Genomic DNA, 19,963 nt, shown 5'->3' on the forward strand with positions numbered 1-19,963 from the left:
AGCCATCGAAGGTGTCGTCTTTAATTACTTGGATAAGGAGATTGAGACTCAAGCGCCATCGCCAACAACGTCATCGGGTGGTGACACGCGAGGGAAGTATTTTCTTCAATCTGCCATTTACACGCCTCACAGTCGGTTATCGCATAGTCCGCACCGGATTCTTCCATCGCCGCAAATAAAGGCGCCCCTATCGCCATTGAGGTGGCGTAATTTTCCGATTTGAATCCATAAGTACCCGCTAATCCGCAGCACTGACTGTCTAACACTATCACGGTTAGACCGGGGATCCGTTTAAGCAGTTCGATGGTAAAAAGATGCTCACCGCTCCGCTCAAGGTGGCACGGTGTGTGGTACACCACCACTTTGTTTAATGGTTTGAGTGTCGGCCCCTCGCCTTGCTCAAACGCGCGCAGCAAAAAACGACTGAAAAAATGCACGTCGTTGACAATGGCATCATTCTCAACCCCTAGCACGTGAGGGTACTCTTCTTTCAATGCTAAACAGCAACTGGATGACGTTGAGATCACGCCGTGGCTGGAGCCATGTAACGCAGCGGTCATCTGCTCAACGTTGATTCGCGCGTTTTTGCGCGCTTTATCTAAAAAACCATTGGCAATCAAAGGTACGCCACTGCACTTTTCTTTATCGAGTAAGGTCACGCCATAATTCATCGCATTGAGGACCGCGACCACATCTTTGCCCAGTTGCGGATGGTTGTAATTGACATAGCAGCCGTGAAAATAGCTCACATGTCGGGAAAACTTTGCTTGGGACGACTTGTGCTTTTTAAACCATGCGCGAAACGTGCCTTGGGCATATTTAGGTAAGGACTTGTGGTGAGCCACCCCTAAGGTTTTGTCCAAAATGGTTTTGACTGGAATCAGTTGCGTCATCTTGTTGACAACGTGTCCCATCGGCGTGGCCAGTGAACCGAACAAGTCGGTGTGGCTGAGCACATAATCACGTACGGTTTTGGGGCTAAGCGTTTTTTTCCCTAAGGAGCCTTTGGCGTTCGCGATCAAATCACCAATGCGCACCCCAGAAGGACAAGCGGTTTCGCAGCGCTTGCAGTTGGTGCACATCGACAGGGCCTCATCATAGTAATCTGGGCTTTTGATGCGCAAGCGTTCGCCATCCGGGCCACACTGTTTCGGGCCGGGGTAAAGAGGGTTGATCTTGGCGACCGGGCAATACACGGTGCACACCGTGCATTTGATGCAGTTTTCAAAAGACAATTGACCAACTTGAGCGTTCATACCTCAACCTCCTCTTTAAAAGCTGCGTGTTGATGGCTCTTTGCGACTGCAGTGGCTGCGTGATAAGCGGTGCTGATGGCGACGCCGCCCCCGCAACCTTGCTTAATCGGATCAAAGCCCTGCAACAGAGCGCCAACGCAACGCACGTTGCGCACCGTCTCGCCATTCAGTAGAGGGGAAAAATCGGCACTGGTCTTGACGCCAAACGCCAAGAAAGGTTGGGAGTCGGCAGCAAAAAACGCGTCATTGGCCCAGTGGTCACGCTCGTCATCGGCACTAACGTCAAAGTGAAAACGCGGCTCCTGCACGGCTTGTCTCTCAGCCACCAGTCCACCACTAAAGAAACTGCCGGTCGCCATAATATAGTGAGCCGCACGCAATGGCGTCTTGCTCATCTTCTCGGTATAAATCTGCTCCAGCTGATATCCCGATTCCGACTCGATGAGCTCGCCGCCAACCACGCTGTCACCTTTGAGCACCACGCCACCCAACTGACGAACCGCGCGAGTCAAACACTCTTCAATGCGTATGCCCATCAACGATGGTGGCATGGTCGCCACTTCAAATAACTGTCGCTGTGTCTGCACTCTCAGCTGTTCAAGGAGGATTAGCCCATCGCCATTTCCGAGCACGGCAGGTATCACCACGGCATCATCCGCTTGAGACACACGTAAAAGTTGGTGAGCGAATTCGTTCAGGACGTGGGGCTGTCGCAATAAGCGCGAGAAATCAATAGAGCGCAGATCGCCACATTGACGGCCAAACCCACGCAGCGAAGGCAGGTCTACAGTGATACTGCGGATGGTTTTGCCTGTGAACATCGGTTGCTGCGCAAGGTAATCACGAGTCATGTTAGGGTGAAAATCTCGAAAGCCCGCGATCGAGACCACAGTAATTCGGTGAAAAGCGCTGAGCTCTGACCCGTCAAAATCCGTACACAACGCATAAGGCTGAGAAAACCACGTCGGTTTAAGCGTGCCCACCGTTGTGAGTCTCAAGTGGTTTTCTTCTTGACCCAAGGTGCGCATCGGTAAGCCTTGCTCAGCCATCATAGCGCCGAACCATTGCATCGCTTGTCGCACTTTGTCTGCGCCTAATTTAGCGTAGGGATGCATTGGGCAAGCTTGCGTCAGTTCGTCTATCGCGGGATACGGTAAGCGCACCGCCTGTCCCGTCACTGGCGAGTGGGCGAGCAGATCAATCGAGCCTGATGAAAAGTGCATCGCACTTTGCCCACTAGAGACCACCGCCGTCTTAAGGCCCAATTGCAAACAGCGCAGAGCGGCACTTAGGCCGGATAGTCCTGCGCCCATCACAACCACATCATAATTGAGCATCTGTCGCCTCCTCGTTGCGGGTTAACTGTGCGTTAAAGTCGGTGGGTTCGATACCCAATAGGCCCTGGTAGACCCAATAACTGAACTCGGCCTCACGCAGCGCATCTCCCCATAAAATCGGTTTCACCCCTTTCCAGCGCTCTTCAAGAAACTCGACCAACAGCTCACCTGATTCTATTCCGCTACATTGGGTAAACTCATCGAAAAGACCCGCCGCGCGGTAGGTGCAAAGCTCCCCTTGGCAGGGTCCCATTCCAAGACGCGTCCGGCGGCGAAGATCAGTCAGGTTGTGAACATCAAGCTCTTTAATCGCGTATTCGATTTCGCCACTGGTGACCATTTCACACTCACATATCACACTTTGGCTTTGCGGGGTTTTCTTGAGATAGCTGATAACGCGTTGACCGTGGCGATCCACCGCGGCTAATTCTGCCGGTTTGGCCTGCAATGCATGGCGACGCTTAGCGGTTTGAGGAGGTTCAGAGCCGGGCAGCGGACGGCGGTGAGTGTCACACTCCGCCACATGACCTAATTTAGTGGCAATCAAATCCGTGGTCATTTGGGCCATCAAGCGGTAGGTCATCAACTTACCACCGGTAATGGTCGTGAAGCCCTTTAGGCCGTCGCGACTTTCATGGTCCACCAACACAATACCACGGCTGATATTTCGGCCACTGCCATTGTCATCCAACGAGACCAAAGGACGCACCCCCGCATAAGCGCGCAGCACACGACTCTGCGCCATGATCGGCGCAAGTTTCGCCCCTTCTTCTAACAGCAAATCCACTTCTTTGGCGCTCACTTCTAGGCGATCGATCTGATCGTAATCAATGTGCTCTGATGTAGTACCGATAAGCGAAATCGTATCAGCGGGGATCAGGATGTCGGCGTCAGCAGGCTGACGACACCGATTTAACACCACATTATTGATGCGATAATCGAGCACCAACAGCGAGCCTTTCGCTGGGAACATGGTGATATTGAGATCGGCGTATTCGCAAATAGTCTGCCCCCAAATGCCCGCAGCATTGACCACCTGATCAGCCCAGATCTCAAAGGACTCGCCCGTGCGTCTATTTTGGCAGCGTACACCCAGCACTTGATCTGCAACTCGAATAAGCGACGTGACCTGAGTATGGGTAAATAAACGCGCGCCGTGATCTTTGGCATCAAGCACATTGGCGGCACACAAACGAAACGGATCCAAAGTGCCATCGGGCACTTGCACCGCGCCGAGCAGGCTTGGATTTGCATTGGGTTCCAGTTTTAGCGCCTCTTTAGCACTGAGAAGTCTTGTCTCTATGTCAGCGGCTTGGCATGCGTCGACAAAGGTTTTTTGGTACTCAAGACCATCTTCTGGTAATGAGATAAATAACCCGCTGCTGTCTTCAACACAATGGCGCGCAATGCGTTTAAGGATCCGATTTTCTTGAATGCACTCTCTCGCCGAATGCGCATCCGTCACCGCATAACGCGCACCGGAATGGAGTAAACCGTGATTGCGCCCCGAGGTGCCCGCAGCCAAATCATCACGCTCGACCAAAATACAATCGATGCCGCGCAACGCGCAGTCACGCATGATCCCTGCTCCCGTTGCGCCGCCGCCAATAATGACCACCTGAGTTTCAAATCGCGTTGCCATCGCCGACTCCCGTTTGTCTATTCTGCTTTTAGTCTCGCACGGTTTGTGGCTATCATTTCGAGATCACACTCACAAATGCTCGAACGAGCATTAATTGATTATTTTCACAACATAGATGCAGTAAGAGAAGAATTGACAGTTTTAATGAACAACTGGCGAACAATAAGGTAAAACACTAATAATAAAGTACTATAAGCGCGTATTTCTACGTAATCCCTGATTAACTATTAGTTAACACCACCAATTAACCATGATATTTGTGTGGGATAGATAACAAAAACGAACAAAATAAAAACATTTTCGCTCATATAAACTTCATATGAGAGCGAAGTACCGTTTCATATCCAACCTTTTCTATACACTCACTCGCGCTCAATCGGTTTTTGTTGTACCGAACCAACATCCAACCTTAAGGACATCATTATGGCTATACGTAAAGATCACACTCTATTAGGGCAGTGTATTGCCGAGTTTATAGGAACCGGATTACTCATTTTCTGGGGGGTGGGCTGCGTGGCAGCGTTAGTACTGACAGGCGCTCAATTTGGTCAGTGGGAAGTGAGCATTGTATGGGGCATGGCGGTCGCTCTGGCGGTGTACTGCACCGCAGGTGTATCGGGCGCGCATATTAACCCAGCGGTGACCATCGCGCTTGCGGCTTTCCATGGGTTTGAAAAACACAAAGTCATCCCCTACATCGGCTCACAAATCGCTGGCGCGTTTTGCGCGGCGGCGCTCATCTATGGCTTATATGGCAATCTGTTCGTCGAATGGGAACTGGCCAACGGCATCGCAAGAGACACGCCTGAAGCGCTGGCGACCGCCGGTATTTTCTCCACCTTCCCTAACCCATCGCTCTCCTTTGGCGGTGCGATGGCCGTGGAATTTTCCATCACCGCCGTGCTGATGTTTGGCATTTTGGCCTTTGGTGATTCCAACAACGGTGGTGAATCTCGCGGAGCGATGGTGCCGCTATTGATTGGCTTACTGGTCGCAACGATTGGCGGCTCATTAGGTCCCTTGACCGGCTTTGCGATGAATCCCGCGCGCGATTTTGGTCCTAAACTGTTCTCTTTCTTAGCGGGCTGGGACTACGCTCTCACTGGCGCGAAAGAGATTCCTTATTTCATCGTCCCCATCATCGCACCCATCGCTGGCGCCTGCTTTGGCGGCTGGCTGTACCCGAAAGTCATCGGCGCGTACCTCCCCGACGATGGCGGCTGCACCAGCCCAGCGCAGTGTGATGATTGCGTCGTTGAAGATAATGAAGTGCACCCATAATGCACGCGGTGCCTCGTCAACTCGACAAGGTCTACCTACAAAAAAGCATAACGTGATAACAAGGATTACCCCATGACTACTCAATATATTGTTGCTCTTGACCAAGGAACTACCAGTTCTCGCGCCGTTGTACTGGATCACGACGCCAACATCGTCAGCGTCGCACAGCGCGAATTCACGCAAATTTATCCCGAAGCCGGCTGGGTGGAACATGACCCACTGGAAATCTATGCCACACAGAGCTCGACACTCATCGAAGCGCTAGGGCAAAAAGGCATCACCTCGGATCAGGTCGCCGCGATTGGTATCACCAATCAGCGTGAAACCACCGTGGTATGGAACAAAGAGACCGGTGCGCCCATCTACAATGCGATTGTCTGGCAATGTCGTCGCACGGCCAACTTGTGCAAAGAGTTGAAGCAACGTTCCGGCCTTGAAAGCTACATCAAAGAGAACACTGGCCTGGTGTTAGACCCGTATTTTTCCGGAACCAAAGTCAAATGGATTCTCGACAATGTTGAAGGCGCCCGCGATCTGGCGAACGAAGGGAAGTTGCTGTTTGGCACCGTTGATACCTGGCTGGTTTGGAAGATGACTCAAGGGCGTGTGCACGTCACCGATTACACCAACGCCTCTCGTACCATGTTGTTTAACATCAACACCCTTGAGTGGGATGAACGCATCTTGCAAGAGTTCCACATTCCCCTATCCATGATGCCTGAGGTGAGACCGTCTTCAGAAGTGTATGGCAAAACTAATATTGGCGGTAAAGGCGGCACTCGCATCCCTATTGCCGGTATCGCTGGCGATCAACAAGCGGCGCTGTTTGGTCAAATGTGTGTCGAGCCCGGCCAAACCAAGAACACCTACGGAACCGGCTGCTTCCTACTGATGAATACCGGTCATGAGAAAGTCACCTCGAAAAATGGCCTCCTCACGACCCTTGCTTGCGGGCCAAAAGGTGAAGTCGCCTACGCACTCGAAGGCTCTGTCTTTATGGGCGGTGCGTCGATTCAGTGGCTCAGAGATGAAATGAAATTGCTCGAAGATGCCCACGATTCAGAGTACTTCGCGACCAAAGTAGACTCATCCAATGGCGTGTACGTGGTGCCGGCGTTTACTGGGTTGGGTGCGCCGTATTGGGATGCGTATGCTCGCGGCACCATTGTCGGAATGACGCGAGGCACAGGTTCGAATCACATCATTCGTGCCACGCTCGAGAGTATCGCCTATCAAAGCCGCGATGTGATTGATGCGATGCAAGCAGACTCTGGCATCAAACTCTCCACACTGCGCGTCGATGGCGGCGCTGTGGCGAACAACTTCTTGATGCAATTCCAAGCTGACATCTTAAACACTCAAGTTCAGCGACCCAAAGTGACTGAAGTGACTGCACTAGGCGCCGCATACTTAGCCGGTATTGCGGTCGGATTCTGGGATGGATTGGAGGAAGTCTCCAACAAAGCCGAAATCGATCATACGTTTATCCCTCACGATGATCCGGAGAAACGTGAAGCCCGCTACAGTGGTTGGAAACGCGCCGTGCGTGGCGTGCTCGCTTGGTCTGAAGTGGTGAACTAAGCACTAACATTAGCAGCGCACTCATACCGTGTGCGCTGCTCTTGTCTGTTAGTTGGTGTTCACCTGCAATGGTCCCAAATCAATGAAAGTCCCATCCACGACCTGATCTTCTCTCACTTGAACAATCATCTCTTGCGCAGCGCCATCATAGAAGTAGACTCGGTAATGGCCCGGAGGGAGAATATCCAGCTCAAAGCTGCCATCTTCACCGGTAAAAAACGGGTAGGTCTGTGAGGAGTTCTCTTTTTGAAACTCACCGACCAAGTCTACGATGGGCTGTTCATTGCGGTCATAAAATTGGCCGCTCACAAAATAACCACGACTTATCGATAGCTCGTAAGCCGTACCCGATCGCCGATGGCTAATCGATGCAAACTTACTGACCATCAGCTCTTCGTTGAAGTCGAGCTCACTACCGTCAACGTTGATGGTTTTATAACTGCGATTGGCCCCCTCAACTAGCTTATACGCCCCTTCTCCCTCTTCTTTAGGAACAATCTTCATCCGACCGTATCGGTCCGTTTTTAACGCGTAGGTGTCTTGAAACTCTTCAGGCAATGAGACTATGGTAAAGCTTCCTGACACGGGTGATGTCCAAACCACCTCGCTGCCCGCCCAAGCCACCGCGGTCTCAGCACCCACGGTCAGAGTTCGGTTTTTGCTGTCTGTGTTTTCATTGCTGGTAGAGTAGCGCGCGTTCCAATCAACCCTATCTCCGTAGATTTTCCCGTACCCATCGAAGCCCTCGTAATCCGTGTCATTGAACCTCGCACTGGTGCGCCAGTAATAGTCGGTTTGAAACTGCGATGCGGTCAGTTCATTTTTATTCACATCGGTACGCGTATCATAAGAGGAGCGTGAATAGACACTGACATTGTTCCAATTCAATGGCAGAGACATCGAGAAATACACACTGTGATTGTCTTCACCATAGGCCCGCTCCCAGCGAAAATTCAAGCTGGTGCTCAACCGATCAAACCAACGATAACTGGTATTGATCGACGCAGTTTGCTTGACGCTCTCACTATTTTCGAATGCGTTACTCAAAACGAATGATAAGTACCCGTTCTGAAGTGGTGTACGGACACCGGAGCTTAACGACACTGTGTGTGTCAAATGCTCGGCAGCCGACGAATCATTCAGTTCGTAGTTCACATTGACACTTTCTAAACTGTCAGCAAGCAACGTATCGGCATAGAAGCTGATATTGCCTTGGTGACTATACACATCCGACTCTTCGAGATAATACCCATCAATGGAAATAAAATAGTCACTGAGCGCAAAATTGTTGCTCAGCATAAATTTTTTGCGCTCCTCTCGCCACTCAACCTGAGGAGCGCTCGTCCACCAATCAGTCACACCGTAAGCCATAATGGCTTGGGCACCCGGTTTATCTCTATCGAGATACTTGAAACCGTCGTCGTCATAGTCTTGTACGACACCCACCACCCATTGCGTTTCCAAATCGCCTTGTAGTATCAGATCAGGACTGTCGACAACATTAAAGAATCGGCGCTGTTCCACACCACTCTGGTCAACATAAACAACTTCGACTTCATTTACCCCCTGTTCCAACGGTAAATCGCGGATGTTGTATTGACCGGCTGCCAACCTCAGCACTCGATAGTCTTCACCATTGATACGAACCGTCACAAGAGATGCCGACTCTAAGGTTAGAGGCACGCTGTTTGGACGATTGAAACTGTTCAAGTATCGGGGCTGATAAGAGTAGGACAAACCAAATAAGTCTCCACCCGGTAAAGTGCTAATCGAGGTCTGTGTCTGGTAGTCCCCCAGCTGAAACAAGCCAAAATCATCAGGTAAGTCGTAAGTCAGGCGAGTTTGATTTCGATACCACTGACCTTGCCCATCCCAATGCCGATAACTGTAGCTATGCTGATCTTCCAGCGTGAAATGTCCTAACGCGATAGCGCCTTTTAAGGTCATCAACGTCGATTGATACTCAGTGTCAACCAAGTTTCTAGAATGTGACAGACTGGTGTTGATCACACCGCTAAATAAATTTGGCGTCACGTGCTCAATACCTTGCGGAGGGACATGCGAGCCTCGCATCGTCATAGGTAAATCAATGATCTGTTTTTCTTCGACGGGGATAGCGATAATGATCCTGAGCTCATCGGGTAAATATTGAATCTGCCATCCAAGCGCGGTCAATTGCTTGTTGGTTATCTCGCTGTCAGCGAACTGGCTTCTCAATGACTCTAGTCTCGTGCTGTCTAATGACTGCGCCAGTACCTCGATAAGCTCATCACCGCTGAGCGCCCAATACGTTTCGTTCTCATCATCAAGGTATGCCGTTATTTCATATGGCTTATCGAACACGATCACATCGAGCGGAAATTCCAGCACAGAGCCAGAACTCAACGGCGCTACCAGACTCAGCAGTAGGGCAGCACAAGACCCACACTTCACGCCACGCACCATAGCACTCCTTGCCTCCAATGCGCGTTATTGAAGCAATACTTGCGCTTGGTCGTAGCGCCCTTGAACACGATTGAGTGGGATATGCACTTCACTGTCGGCTAAAACATTAATATCGGGCAGTGTTCCCTCATATTGCGTACTGCCTTGCTGGCTACTGAGCTCTAACTTCCAATCCGTCAGGATGATATGTTTGTTGCCTGCGTTCTTGAGTTGCAGAATGTAGCCCTGCCCTTGCTCAACTAATGTCGATATCAACTTCGCCTTAGCCTCATCAGGGGTAACGTAAAGAGCTGTTGCAAAGTTGTATTTTGTTTTGACTGACTGCTCTTGCTGCTTCGAAACATCAATATCTAGCGATTGAAACAACACACGAAAGGCTTGCTCACTGGTGAGATTTCGCTTACCAAGATACACCACTTTAATCCGCTTCTTCTGCCCCGACTCCAAGATAATCTTGGATGGGAAAGCGCGTAGTAACTTAGTCGCTTCACGTTGCTCTTCGCCATCGAGTGCAATACGTCGTGTCGTCGCAACTATCTCGTAGGCAGCACGCTCAGAGCTAAGATTTTCTAAGGTAAAACTCGCCGATTTTTCTTTGACGCCAAGAGATACAGTTAGTGGCGAGATGTTGAAGTTGGCCAGCACAGGACAAGCCATTAAGATCAATAGAGCGATAAGGTAGCGCATACTATTCCCTCACTGTCTACAAAGATAGGGAGGGTTTCCCCTCCCAACTTCTCGTTATAGCGCAACGAGGTCGAACGTTAGTGTCTCGGTATAAACACCGGAGTAATCAAAGGAGCCCTCTGGGACCAATTTGATTTTGAAAGTCGTCAATGCGGTACTTGAACCTTCACCTACCTCATATGCAGTGCCAGCCATGGGAGCAAAAGCACTACTAAATAGGGAGCTATAGTTAAATGGCTGACCGGCTTGAGGTAATTTATCGAGCTTATAAGCCACGGTGCGCTCTTGTGCTGAGTCATTGTTTGACAGGTGCCCATTGGTCGCCACAACATTCACTTTGAAGCCACCTGACGCATTACATTTCACTTTACCTGTGATGGATTGGCTGCCATCCCCTAAATCATTCAGCTCGCTCGTTACATATTGTTCACCCACTTCACTGACTGAACCGCCAACGCTTCCATCTTCGTTGGTTGCCCACATACCGATGTTACATTCCTCTGCGACGGTCTTAGAAATCGTGGTTGCTGCAGATTTCATTTCGGCTTGTGCAAGTGAACTGCCAGTCGCAGCAAGAATGGCGACGGTGATTGCTAACTTTTTCATAGTATTTCCCTTTTGTACCTATTCATTTCATTGACGTTTAATTGCGTCTCAAAAGTTACTTCCTTCCTGAGACGTCAATTATCTTAAACAAGAACATCCGTCATCCTAGAACCAAGATAAGAATGATTTGGAGTGTGAGAAATAGGCGTAGCAGGGGAGAAAAAGTATGAATAGTTACTCATACTTTTCTCTATTTACGTTGTGGTTCGATTCATACTACGCGTATAAAAAAAGCAGCGTCGTTACGCTGCTTTTCGTCCACCTCTAATTTTTATTGCCCTTTTTTTAAAGATTTTCTTTCGCCCACATAATTGCCTGTGATCGGTTTTGTGCATCAATTTTCCGAAATATACGATACAAATGGGACTTAATGGTGTGCTCACTGACAAACAGCGTCTCAGCAATGTCGGTATTTGAACCCCCTGACGTCAAGGACTTTAACACTTGCCTTTCGCGTCTCGTCAGAACCATATCATCGCAGTGCAGGCTCTTTTCAATCGGACTTCTCTTCTGCAGATAATCGAGCAAATCATGACACAATTTACGTGATAACCAGCTTTCTCCTCTTGAAATTGCACGTAAGCCTTCACATACGTGCTCAAGTGAATCTGTTGTATAAAACACGGCGCGAAGTTTCTGCCAACGTGCCAATTCACTGGCTCGCGTTTGTGGATCAACATTCAGCAAGACAATGCCAGACACGTTATCCTGGGAATTAAAATGCTTACAGACTTCTATCGGCCACTTCAATTGATAATCAAACATCATGATAGAAGGCTGTATCGATTGATGAAATTGCAGACAGGCACTCGAATCAATAAGCCGAACAGGTTGGTCCGTTTTTTCTGCAATCGTTGCTCTAAAACTTTTATTTTGTAAGCTAGGTTGTGTAACCAAGTTAAGATGTAGCTGACGTTGTTTCATCATTATTTTCATCCATAAATATTTATGAGAAAAACATTGATTCCATTATTGCTAAACCAAAAAACATGGATTCTGCTTAATCAGCCACATTATAGACATCAGACTGAACCATTTATTATGAAAGACTGAGTATATAGTGCTCAAACTCTAGTGCGAGTGCCTATTTCTATTTTCATCCCAAAATAAGAGTTGCTCTCATAAACATGACTGGAGTGAACATCAAGTTTGAAAAAAGTGATAAATCTAAACTAATTGTAGATTGCACTGAATAGTGACAATAAGGTATACCCTAATGCTCACACGGCAACACAATGAAAAATAGAGAGAAGTCAAATCACTTCATACTATTTTCTTAGTCATGAAAATAATAACTTTGTAGAAAAAGCACACTCTGGCGTCACGCTTAGGTCAACTCGAAACTTTTCCCCAGAGCCAAAGGTCACCTTCTATTCTTTCATTTTCGTTATTGAGAAAGCCGGTCACTTCCAACACAATGAACCGAGACATCAAAGAATCAATTCCATTTTGATCAAATCCCAAGACACACCTCCATGCTTTCGTGCACCTTGTTCAAACGCCACCGTTTCGAAACCAAGGGATTGATAACAGCGGATAGCGGGGTGATTGTGTGCAAACACAACCAGAGAGAGTTTTCGGACCATCAGTGTTGTCGCCGCGTGAATGATCAGCGCCTTAAGCATCTGCTTGGCGACACCTTGGCCTCTGTGTGAATCACTGACAAACACACGGCATATGCGATAGTGTCCCTCTTCAACAAAAAACAGTTCGGCAACACCAACTCTCTGATCATCACGTTCGTAGAGAAATGGCGTCACTTCTTGACGTTTAATGTGTCTAACGATCTGTCTTTTCGTGAGGGGGAATTGATAGGTAGGCCCGCCCCATTGGTAATTGAGCGAAGAAGAATCGATCCAAGCAATGAGTTGGTCAATGTCACCTTTGTTGAATGGTCTAAGCGGCATGCGTTCCCTTTCCTATGGTACTTACTCCATTCAACATAGAGTGTCTCGAAAAGAAAAACCAGATCCCAGAAACGAAAAAACCGCTGTAAAAACAGCGGTTTTTTCTAGAATAGTGGCGGAGAGATAGGGATTTGAACCCTAGATACGCTATTAACGTATGCCGGTTTTCAAGACCGGTGCTTTCAACCACTCAGCCATCTCTCCGTCGGTGAGGCGTATATTAGGTACTTGGAGAAAGGTTGTAAAGTGCTAATTTGCTTTGAATTGTTCGAGTGATGACAATGTGAGCAAAAACTGTCTCTCTACTGTGATTTTTTAGCCAATTAACGGGTGTCATTGGTTTGAAACACTAGTGTTGTAGCTCTAATTTTAACGAGCTAATAAAATAGTGTTTTATTGTTAATTGTTTGAATTTATTAATTAAAACACTGTTCAGTTAACACATGTGCGCCCGAAAGTATTTGAACAATAATGTGAACTAATTCAAAATTAGAGAATTCGTTAGGTATTCTGTATAAATTCGAGGCTGTTATGAAAGTTGCTGACTTGTTCAAACATCGTGGTGAGTCAATTTCAAAGCATCATTCTGATCTCATGCAATGGATGTCGCCTGCAGTACGTGAGTACTGGGGAGACTTTTTAAGCAAGGCCAATAACCGTCAATTGTTCACTCGACTGCGCGATCTTCAACAACCCGCAGTGAACGATGAGGCATCTGAGCCTGTTGAGAAGCCAATCGAACTTAAACCGCAAGCCCAAGCTGTCTTTGATGAGCTACAGACTCAATTAGGCGAGATCATTCATACGGGTGAATGGCTCGATGTCTCACAAGAGCGCATCAACCAATTTGGTCTGGTCACGGAAGACATGCAGTGGATCCATACCGATCCTGAGCGTGCGGCCAGTGAATCGCCATTCAAAGCAACCATCGCTCACGGTTTTCTGACCTTGGCTTTGCTGCCAAAATTGACCGACAGTGTCGATCCAGACAACAACCTATTCCCGACGGCTAAGATGGTCGTCAACATTGGGTTGAACCAAGTGCGTTTCCCTTACCCTGTCAAAGCTGGCAACCGAGTCCGTGCGGTCAGTACTTTGTCTAAGGTCACGCCGATCCGTAAAGGATTAGAGGTGGAGCGCGAGATCAAAGTCGAAATTGAAGGCGTTCGCCGTCCAGGTGCTGTTGTCACGTCAGTGATTCAACTTCATTTTTAGCCGCGTGGCTCAAAGCCAAACCCAATAACCAAAAAAGGATACGCATGACGTATCCTTTTTTGACTTTGTACTAGCGTGGCGCTTAGTTGCCCATAGTGTAGCAACAGCCTAATTGGTAATCGTCACCATTTTTCGCCGTGTACTCTTTCTCTTCTGTACACGCTTGTGGTTTACCCTTCTCATCGCCTTTTACCAGGCTAATCCAGTGACGCATTGCCGACATCTCGCCCATTTCGTGAGGGAACATGGTGCAGGTTTCAAGCTGGATGTCATCGATACACACGAGCTCCACACAACCTGTCCCTTTGTGATGGCCAAAGGTCACTTCAACATGGCTACCAGTCCCATCACGAAGCAGTAAAGAGGCAGGCGTCTCTTTACTTCCTGTGTAAGCAACAAAGTGTTTGGGATGCTTGAGACCACTGTGACTTCCATCTTTGAAGTACGCCATAACGTGTCGATAGTCGATCACGTACGCTGTGACATTTTTGTGCGACCCATTTTCTAGGGGGAACAGTCTATCGAGCAGCTGCTTCGATTTGGTTTGCTTTTCACTTGCTTGATTAGCGTTGATGGTTTCTACCGCGAAGACTGCTTCAGCGATAAAAGGGCGGTTTTGATTTTGGATTTCTGTCTTATCGAATGTCAGCATATTCATAGTCTTTCCCTCACGGATATTTCACAGCATCATGTCCTAGAGCAAATATTTCAAACTCGCGTTTAATAAGTTGCAAATTTGTGACTTTGCTTACTTTGTATACTAGTGAATTTTTGACTACAATTTCACAACAAAAATTTTACAATGTGAATTTTACAAAATGCCAGTGTCAAAAAGCTTGATTCGCCAATCCCATTTCCTCGGGACTAAAATTAGAAACCTGAGAAAACGCAACCATTTAACTATGGAGGATCTCTCTGCACGCTGTGTGAGAGTCAGCCCTGAATACGCACCGTCGGTCTCTTACCTTTCAATGATTGAACGAGGAAAACGCGTACCCAGCATTGATATGCTGGAGGTCATTGCACAAGTTTTCCAAAAAGATCCCGCTTGGTTCTTAGATGACGAGCCAGAGCAGGCCGACATCACGCCTGATAAAGGCAACCGCGGTGGGATCAGCGGCATGGCGCTTGAGCCGAGCTTTCTGTTCTCGAATGAAATTCTCCAAATCGCCATTCCGGAGATGCTCTCGCAAACCGGCATTACAGGTCGTCAGTTTGCTCATTTGCTGATTCGCGCTCATCAAGAGAGCCATCAAAACCACTTTCCTGATCTCGAACGTGCAGCAGAAGAAGTGGGCCTCAAACGCCTCAACCTCTCAGCGGAAGATTTGATGGGCATTGCCCGAAGCCTTGGGCTCACCATTCGATGGGTCAAACGCGCACCGCAAGATGTGGTGGATGAGCTTGGGATTAACGCCAAGCAAGTCGTGACATCCTTCTTTGAACCGCCTGGTACTCTTTTCCTTAATGAAATCCTCAAAGAGTATCCGACTCGCCTTAAGTATGATTTGGCGGTCTATATCGGCCATTGTGTTCTGCACAGCAAAGAAGGGTTGAAAAGCGTACTGACGGTGGGGCATGCCAACAGCTGGGAGGACTACAACCAAACCACGCCGAGCTCAGAGCTCAACTCGCAAGACATTTTGCAAGCGTGGCGTGATTTTGAGTCGAGTTTTTTTGCGGGCGCGCTACTTTGCCCTAAAGTCCCTTTCCGACAATTACTAGACCGCAGCGGGTATGAGATTGACGTCCACCTCAAAGCAGGCGTATCACCATCGGTTGCGATGCGTCGTATGACCGTGGTTTCGCCCTATCCTCACTGGCACTATTTTGATGCGTACGGACAAAACAAGCTTAAAGCAGTCTATCGTGGTAACGGGATCCCGCTTCCGTGGGGTAACATGCGTAAGGTCAATGACCCGTGTCAGCACTGGGCTGTTTTCCGCCGCTTATCTGAGCCGCAACAAGGTAGCTCAGCGCAAATCTCTATTCTCAACGTCGGGGATGAGCCAAGAATTTACTGCTGTGAGTCAGTCAACATGACCGATCCTGCAGGGAACAACCGCGTCTTGTGCGCAGGCATCGATCTTAACCCAGCCATTGATGCTCAGGGCGGGAATTCACACGATATCGCTCAGGAACTCAAAAGTTTATGCGTCAGTCAGGGTGGTAGCGCCCCCATTCCACGTCATATCAGCCGGGAATTCACCACCATCGCTAAAATACTCAACATTAACTGGATTGAGCGAGGCATTCAGTCAGATGCGCGCGTGATATGCTCACGAGGTGCCGTGTGTCCGAGGAAACCAAGCTGTTATGAAAATTGCCAAGGTGGTGAATAGAGGTTGAAGAAACCCATTCGAGACAGAAAGGCGAGACAGAAAGAAAAAAGCCAATCACAAATCGGTGTGATTGGCTGTATATGATTGTGAACAAAATCGTATTCACTAACAACGTCAGTTGGCTAGGTGACCCTCGGCTTAATAAGGGTCACTATAAATAAAGCAGTAACCGTGCCAACTTTTAAGTTAACCAAAAATCAATCACTTCGCTCACTTCGTCATCAGTTTCATGCAAACAGAACACATAACCGTCAAGCAAAATAAGAATAATTGCGTTTTGCGAAAACATTAATCATTGCAAAATGCAAACCATGACGCATCGAGTTTCCCAGAGATCAAAAAAGCGCCGCCCAACATCGGTTAGGCGGCGCAGAGAACAAGGGATAGAATCATCGACTAGCGTTTGCGAAACACCCAAATCGGACCAATAAGAAGAAATTGGATGTCTTCGAAAAACGACGGTTTCTTTCCTTCGATCTTATGACCAATAAATTGTGCTATCCAGAGCACCGCAAACAGCGCTATGGAGACCAACAACACCGGAGCCCTCATGATCTCCAGAGACCAAATTAACGCAATACACGCGAGAAGGAAACCTAGCATCATAATGAACACGCTAAGCGACAAGCGAAAATAGAACATCATCACAGGGAGTGCGGCCACCCAAACCCAATTGAGACGGAGCCCATACAACTCCAAACTCGGCAGTGACCAAATCAGCCCAACGACCGACAAGAAAATACCCGGTACAGCCACTTTATGAATTTTCTGATTGATCGGGTTTTGATGGCTCTCACCGTACGCCGCTAGCCATTGAGTCAAGTTCTTCATCATCCACCTCTAAGACGTGCCGAATCCCTTGCGGTGATGGCGTTTGATGTCATACATACTGCTATCCGCGAGCTTGAGCAGCTGATTAATATTGCGCATATTCGCGTTGTACATCGCGTGGCCGATACTCACCTCTATTGTGATCAAGTGCTGCTCATATATGATTGGGTTTCGGGCAATCGCTTTAGTTAACTCCGTGCGAATGCGGTCTACGTCCTCTTCACGATTGACACGTGGTAGCATAGCTAAAAACTCATCCCCGCCAACACGAGCGATAGTGTCCGAGGCGCGTAGCGTGCTAACCAAACGCTCAGCCACCGCCACCAGCACCTTATCACCCGCGGCATGCCCGTAGGTGTCATTAATGAACTTGAAGCCATCTAGGTCGATATTCAAAAGAGCAAAGCCGCCTTTTTTCTCATCTCTTGAGACCAGATCAAACTGCTGCTGGAGTGAGTACATAAAGTAGCGACGATTGGGCAGCCCAGTGAGCTCATCTTGCAGTGAGCGTTTATGTGCATTGTCATACAATCGATAGATGGTAGAGAACGCGAACAAAAGCAGCATGGTCATCGGGTAGCCTAAAATACGCACGGCGTTAACGCGATACCACTCGATAGTGGCGAGCAAATCGGTTTTTTCTGACGCAGCGATTTGCCAGCTCCCGTAGGGGAAACGTACGATCTCTTTGGAGAACGCCTCATCAAACACCGCTTGGCTACCGTAGAAAATCTCACCATCTTCACCGGATGAGTCTACTCCCCGCATCGCAAGGTGGTATTTATACTCAAATCCCTCTACCCCGACTTGTTGGTAGAGCGACTCTAATGACATCACCACGCTACATACTCCCCAATATTTGCTGTTGTAGGGAGGGTCAATAAAAATCGGCACACGAGCAATCAATCCTTGTCCGCCTTGCACGAGATCGACGGGTCCAGCGATGAAAATTTCTTGTAATTGCTGCGCTTTTCGTACGGTACGCCACTGCTCCGGAATGGATTGATACACCAAACCTAACGCTTTCTCATTACCGTCTAACGGGTAGATGTATTGGATCACGTCATCCGGTGCCAGTGCGACGACCATAACATTGTTACTGCGGCGCATAATGCTCGATGCGATTAAATCCCAACCAGAAAAGTCAAAGTCAGGATTAGCCGCAACCAAAGAAGAGAGGCCGTTCGCCACATAAATATCGGACACGATTGAGGCTTCAATCTCTGAACGAATAATAGATAACTCTTCTTTCGCTCTCGCTAGCATACTATCGCGCAGAAAGCTCTTTTGGCTGCGGTCGAGAAACTCCACCAAACTCACGGAGCAAACAAACAACAGCATAAACAGGAGATAGACTGGCCACTGCCTACCAAAGCTTGATTTCACTCAGCCTCCTATGGCTTTGAAACACTTAAAAATAAAAAACATAAAGATCAGTGATTTATTATTGACGTAAATATTAGTTATTACCAGTATTGCCCTTAAGGTTACACACCTTTGTTAATGTTTTCAGTCGCCTTATTCACACTTGTTAATTTAATGATAGCTAAATTAACAACAAAGGCGTCACTTTCTCACCCTCTCCTCTCCATAGCTTGTGCTTTACCTTATCTCACGTATTATTCGCCTTCATTTGACGGGACGCTTACATAACATTGAAGAATGTTTGTTTTACTCCACGCTCACTGTTTTTGTCTCGTTATCCGATTGTAAGGACACATGAATGCGACTCCCTGCCACTTTGCTTATTTTGTGCTTAACCACATTGAGTACGCTGCTTCACGCTCAAACGATGACATACGAGCAGTCGGCAGAGGTTATCCGCCAAACTTACGAGCGTAAACTTTACACTTTGCCAGCCTTTAAAGAGGGCCACTACGGTTTGAGAATGTATCGCCAAACGCTTGATGACCAATACGCAGCCGCAGTGTGGAGCGATATGGCAAGGGTGGCGAGTCGACTCAACCGATTTGCAGCGCAAGTACACACTCCAGAGCAAATCATGGCCTACGCCCAAAAACGCAACCGCAGCTATGAGGGGGATTCAGATGAGCGCAGTCAACGCCGTTATCAAATGACTAAGCGCTACCCTGAGTACATTTACCTGGGTGTCGACCTGCTCGGCTCTTTGGCTCGCGCCAACGAATATCATTTAGAGCATCTGGATGATAGCGCGCTACGAAACGTGATTCGTCGCTACGATTTCAAACGCTATGTCACCGACCCAGACATGATCAAAGCGTGGGCAGCCCAACTGGCCAATCAAGTCTATTGGCTACAACAACTCGAAGAGCAAGATGTGGTTGAGGCATTTACACAGACCTTTCGAAGCACCTACCCAGATACCGAAGACGCTGCCTTATCCAATCAACAATACGGCAATAAAATCTACGGTATGACGCATATCATTTTTGCCGCATCACACTACTATCAGCACGCGGTTGACGAGAAACAGCACGAGTGGATTTACCACTATCTGCGCGAGAACATCGACACCATTTTAGCTCGCACCAAAGAGGACATTATCGCCGAAGTGGGCATCGCCTTTTTACTGGCGGGGCTTGGGGATGATCCTGTTGTCGATAAAACGCGCGCCGCGATTCAGCAATCCATCAACGCAGAGCGCGGTATGATCGCTTCAGTCAGCGGTGATTTTGATTTGACCTACGGTGAACATCGCAACGTATTGGCTATTATGCTGCTTGACTGGCAAGGCGTGAATGAGGCTCCAATACCGTCGCGTCACAAATCGGTGTTCAGTGCGCTGCCTTATGGCTTGCGCATCAAGCCATCATCGATTAACTAGGGGCGCTCGGTTTACATTGCGCTATTA

The 19,963-nt window shown here is 48.3% G+C and carries 16 protein-coding genes and 1 tRNA gene; 5 read left to right on the plus strand and 12 right to left on the minus strand.

The genetic code is table 11. From position 1 onward, the window contains the following. Positions 1–20: 20 nt before the first annotated feature. From glpC to glpA, 3 genes are read right to left on the minus strand one after another with little or no spacing between them, the layout of a single operon-like run. Positions 21–1,256, minus strand: coding sequence for an anaerobic glycerol-3-phosphate dehydrogenase subunit GlpC (gene glpC / locus AC6R10_RS13115; RefSeq protein WP_500672504.1), 1,236 nt, complete (start codon positions 1,254–1,256; stop codon positions 21–23). Then, positions 1,253–2,593 carry a glycerol-3-phosphate dehydrogenase subunit GlpB gene (gene glpB / locus AC6R10_RS13120; RefSeq protein ID WP_500672505.1) on the minus strand — a complete coding sequence of 447 codons (1,341 nt, stop codon included), beginning with the start codon at positions 2,591–2,593 and terminating at the stop codon, positions 1,253–1,255. Before glpB ends, glpC begins: the two co-directional genes overlap by 4 nt. Continuing rightward, positions 2,580–4,235: an anaerobic glycerol-3-phosphate dehydrogenase subunit A gene (gene glpA / locus AC6R10_RS13125; protein WP_500672506.1), complete on the minus strand. Its 1,656-nt coding sequence runs from the start codon at positions 4,233–4,235 to the stop codon at positions 2,580–2,582. Before glpA ends, glpB begins: the two co-directional genes overlap by 14 nt. A 423-nt stretch (positions 4,236–4,658) precedes the next feature. Here glpA and AC6R10_RS13130 point away from each other — a divergent pair, with 423 nt between their 5' ends. Next, on the plus strand, positions 4,659–5,516 hold the full coding sequence (locus AC6R10_RS13130) for an MIP/aquaporin family protein (RefSeq protein ID WP_500626759.1): 858 nt from the start codon (positions 4,659–4,661) through the stop codon (positions 5,514–5,516). A 72-nt stretch (positions 5,517–5,588) separates the two neighbouring features. Further along, entirely contained in the window at positions 5,589–7,097 is a 1,509-nt protein-coding gene (gene glpK, locus AC6R10_RS13135) for a glycerol kinase GlpK (RefSeq protein WP_500672507.1), read from the plus strand. A gap of 48 nt (positions 7,098–7,145) precedes the next feature. Here glpK and AC6R10_RS13140 read toward each other — a convergent pair whose 3' ends face one another. The 6 genes from AC6R10_RS13140 to AC6R10_RS13165 form a co-directional block, all read right to left on the minus strand. Further along, the gene (locus tag AC6R10_RS13140) at positions 7,146–9,542 is read right to left on the minus strand and encodes a hypothetical protein (protein WP_500672508.1); all 2,397 of its coding nucleotides are present in this window, start codon (positions 9,540–9,542) and stop codon (positions 7,146–7,148) included. A 24-nt stretch (positions 9,543–9,566) separates the two neighbouring features. Then, complete coding sequence (locus tag AC6R10_RS13145) at positions 9,567–10,229, minus strand: fimbrial biogenesis chaperone (RefSeq protein WP_500672509.1); 663 nt, start codon at positions 10,227–10,229, stop codon at positions 9,567–9,569. 54 nt (positions 10,230–10,283) lie between these two features. After that, positions 10,284–10,835: a hypothetical protein gene (locus AC6R10_RS13150; RefSeq protein ID WP_500672510.1), complete on the minus strand. Its 552-nt coding sequence runs from the start codon at positions 10,833–10,835 to the stop codon at positions 10,284–10,286. 285 nt (positions 10,836–11,120) lie between these two features. After that, positions 11,121–11,762 carry a LuxR C-terminal-related transcriptional regulator gene (locus tag AC6R10_RS13155; RefSeq protein WP_487902202.1) on the minus strand — a complete coding sequence of 214 codons (642 nt, stop codon included), beginning with the start codon at positions 11,760–11,762 and terminating at the stop codon, positions 11,121–11,123. A gap of 503 nt (positions 11,763–12,265) precedes the next feature. Then, positions 12,266–12,742: a GNAT family N-acetyltransferase gene (locus AC6R10_RS13160; protein ID WP_487902201.1), complete on the minus strand. Its 477-nt coding sequence runs from the start codon at positions 12,740–12,742 to the stop codon at positions 12,266–12,268. Positions 12,743–12,855: 113 nt separating this feature from the next. After that, positions 12,856–12,946 (minus strand) — tRNA-Ser (locus AC6R10_RS13165). 327 nt (positions 12,947–13,273) lie between these two features. Between AC6R10_RS13165 and AC6R10_RS13170 the strand changes: the two genes are divergently transcribed. Then, positions 13,274–13,957 (plus strand): MaoC family dehydratase, encoded by a 684-nt coding sequence (locus tag AC6R10_RS13170; RefSeq protein WP_500672511.1) that lies wholly within the window; start codon positions 13,274–13,276, stop codon positions 13,955–13,957. A gap of 82 nt (positions 13,958–14,039) precedes the next feature. Here AC6R10_RS13170 and AC6R10_RS13175 read toward each other — a convergent pair whose 3' ends face one another. Next, the gene (locus AC6R10_RS13175) at positions 14,040–14,615 is read right to left on the minus strand and encodes an aldolase/citrate lyase/malate synthase family protein (protein WP_334552138.1); all 576 of its coding nucleotides are present in this window, start codon (positions 14,613–14,615) and stop codon (positions 14,040–14,042) included. A 160-nt stretch (positions 14,616–14,775) separates the two neighbouring features. Between AC6R10_RS13175 and AC6R10_RS13180 the strand changes: the two genes are divergently transcribed. Then, the gene (locus AC6R10_RS13180) at positions 14,776–16,299 is read left to right on the plus strand and encodes a DUF3612 domain-containing protein (RefSeq protein WP_334552139.1); all 1,524 of its coding nucleotides are present in this window, start codon (positions 14,776–14,778) and stop codon (positions 16,297–16,299) included. 396 nt (positions 16,300–16,695) lie between these two features. On the opposite strand, the gene AC6R10_RS13185 is transcribed toward AC6R10_RS13180, so the two are convergent. Both AC6R10_RS13185 and AC6R10_RS13190 read right to left on the minus strand, forming a co-directional pair. Next, on the minus strand, positions 16,696–17,130 hold the full coding sequence (locus AC6R10_RS13185; protein ID WP_334552216.1) for an Mpo1 family 2-hydroxy fatty acid dioxygenase: 435 nt from the start codon (positions 17,128–17,130) through the stop codon (positions 16,696–16,698). A gap of 9 nt (positions 17,131–17,139) precedes the next feature. Beyond that, complete coding sequence (locus AC6R10_RS13190) at positions 17,140–18,471, minus strand: diguanylate cyclase (RefSeq protein ID WP_500672520.1); 1,332 nt, start codon at positions 18,469–18,471, stop codon at positions 17,140–17,142. Positions 18,472–18,853: 382 nt separating this feature from the next. Between AC6R10_RS13190 and AC6R10_RS13195 the strand changes: the two genes are divergently transcribed. After that, positions 18,854–19,936: a DUF3541 domain-containing protein gene (locus AC6R10_RS13195; protein WP_500672512.1), complete on the plus strand. Its 1,083-nt coding sequence runs from the start codon at positions 18,854–18,856 to the stop codon at positions 19,934–19,936. Positions 19,937–19,963 lie beyond the last annotated feature (27 nt).

Source organism: Vibrio sp. R12-SG2-ISO1 (assembly GCF_059834045.1).

Coding starts and splice junctions, on each gene's coding strand:
- glpC (WP_500672504.1), bottom strand. CDS start 1,256: ATGAACGCTCAAGTTGGTCAATTGTCTTTTGAAAACTGCATCAAATGC.
- glpB (WP_500672505.1), bottom strand. CDS start 2,593: ATGCTCAATTATGATGTGGTTGTGATGGGCGCAGGACTATCCGGCCTA.
- glpA (WP_500672506.1), bottom strand. CDS start 4,235: ATGGCAACGCGATTTGAAACTCAGGTGGTCATTATTGGCGGCGGCGCA.
- AC6R10_RS13130 (WP_500626759.1), top strand. CDS start 4,659: ATGGCTATACGTAAAGATCACACTCTATTAGGGCAGTGTATTGCCGAG.
- glpK (WP_500672507.1), top strand. CDS start 5,589: ATGACTACTCAATATATTGTTGCTCTTGACCAAGGAACTACCAGTTCT.
- AC6R10_RS13140 (WP_500672508.1), bottom strand. CDS start 9,542: ATGGTGCGTGGCGTGAAGTGTGGGTCTTGTGCTGCCCTACTGCTGAGT.
- AC6R10_RS13145 (WP_500672509.1), bottom strand. CDS start 10,229: ATGCGCTACCTTATCGCTCTATTGATCTTAATGGCTTGTCCTGTGCTG.
- AC6R10_RS13150 (WP_500672510.1), bottom strand. CDS start 10,835: ATGAAAAAGTTAGCAATCACCGTCGCCATTCTTGCTGCGACTGGCAGT.
- AC6R10_RS13155 (WP_487902202.1), bottom strand. CDS start 11,762: ATGATGAAACAACGTCAGCTACATCTTAACTTGGTTACACAACCTAGC.
- AC6R10_RS13160 (WP_487902201.1), bottom strand. CDS start 12,742: ATGCCGCTTAGACCATTCAACAAAGGTGACATTGACCAACTCATTGCT.
- AC6R10_RS13170 (WP_500672511.1), top strand. CDS start 13,274: ATGAAAGTTGCTGACTTGTTCAAACATCGTGGTGAGTCAATTTCAAAG.
- AC6R10_RS13175 (WP_334552138.1), bottom strand. CDS start 14,615: ATGAATATGCTGACATTCGATAAGACAGAAATCCAAAATCAAAACCGC.
- AC6R10_RS13180 (WP_334552139.1), top strand. CDS start 14,776: ATGCCAGTGTCAAAAAGCTTGATTCGCCAATCCCATTTCCTCGGGACT.
- AC6R10_RS13185 (WP_334552216.1), bottom strand. CDS start 17,130: ATGAAGAACTTGACTCAATGGCTAGCGGCGTACGGTGAGAGCCATCAA.
- AC6R10_RS13190 (WP_500672520.1), bottom strand. CDS start 18,471: ATGCTGTTGTTTGTTTGCTCCGTGAGTTTGGTGGAGTTTCTCGACCGC.
- AC6R10_RS13195 (WP_500672512.1), top strand. CDS start 18,854: ATGCGACTCCCTGCCACTTTGCTTATTTTGTGCTTAACCACATTGAGT.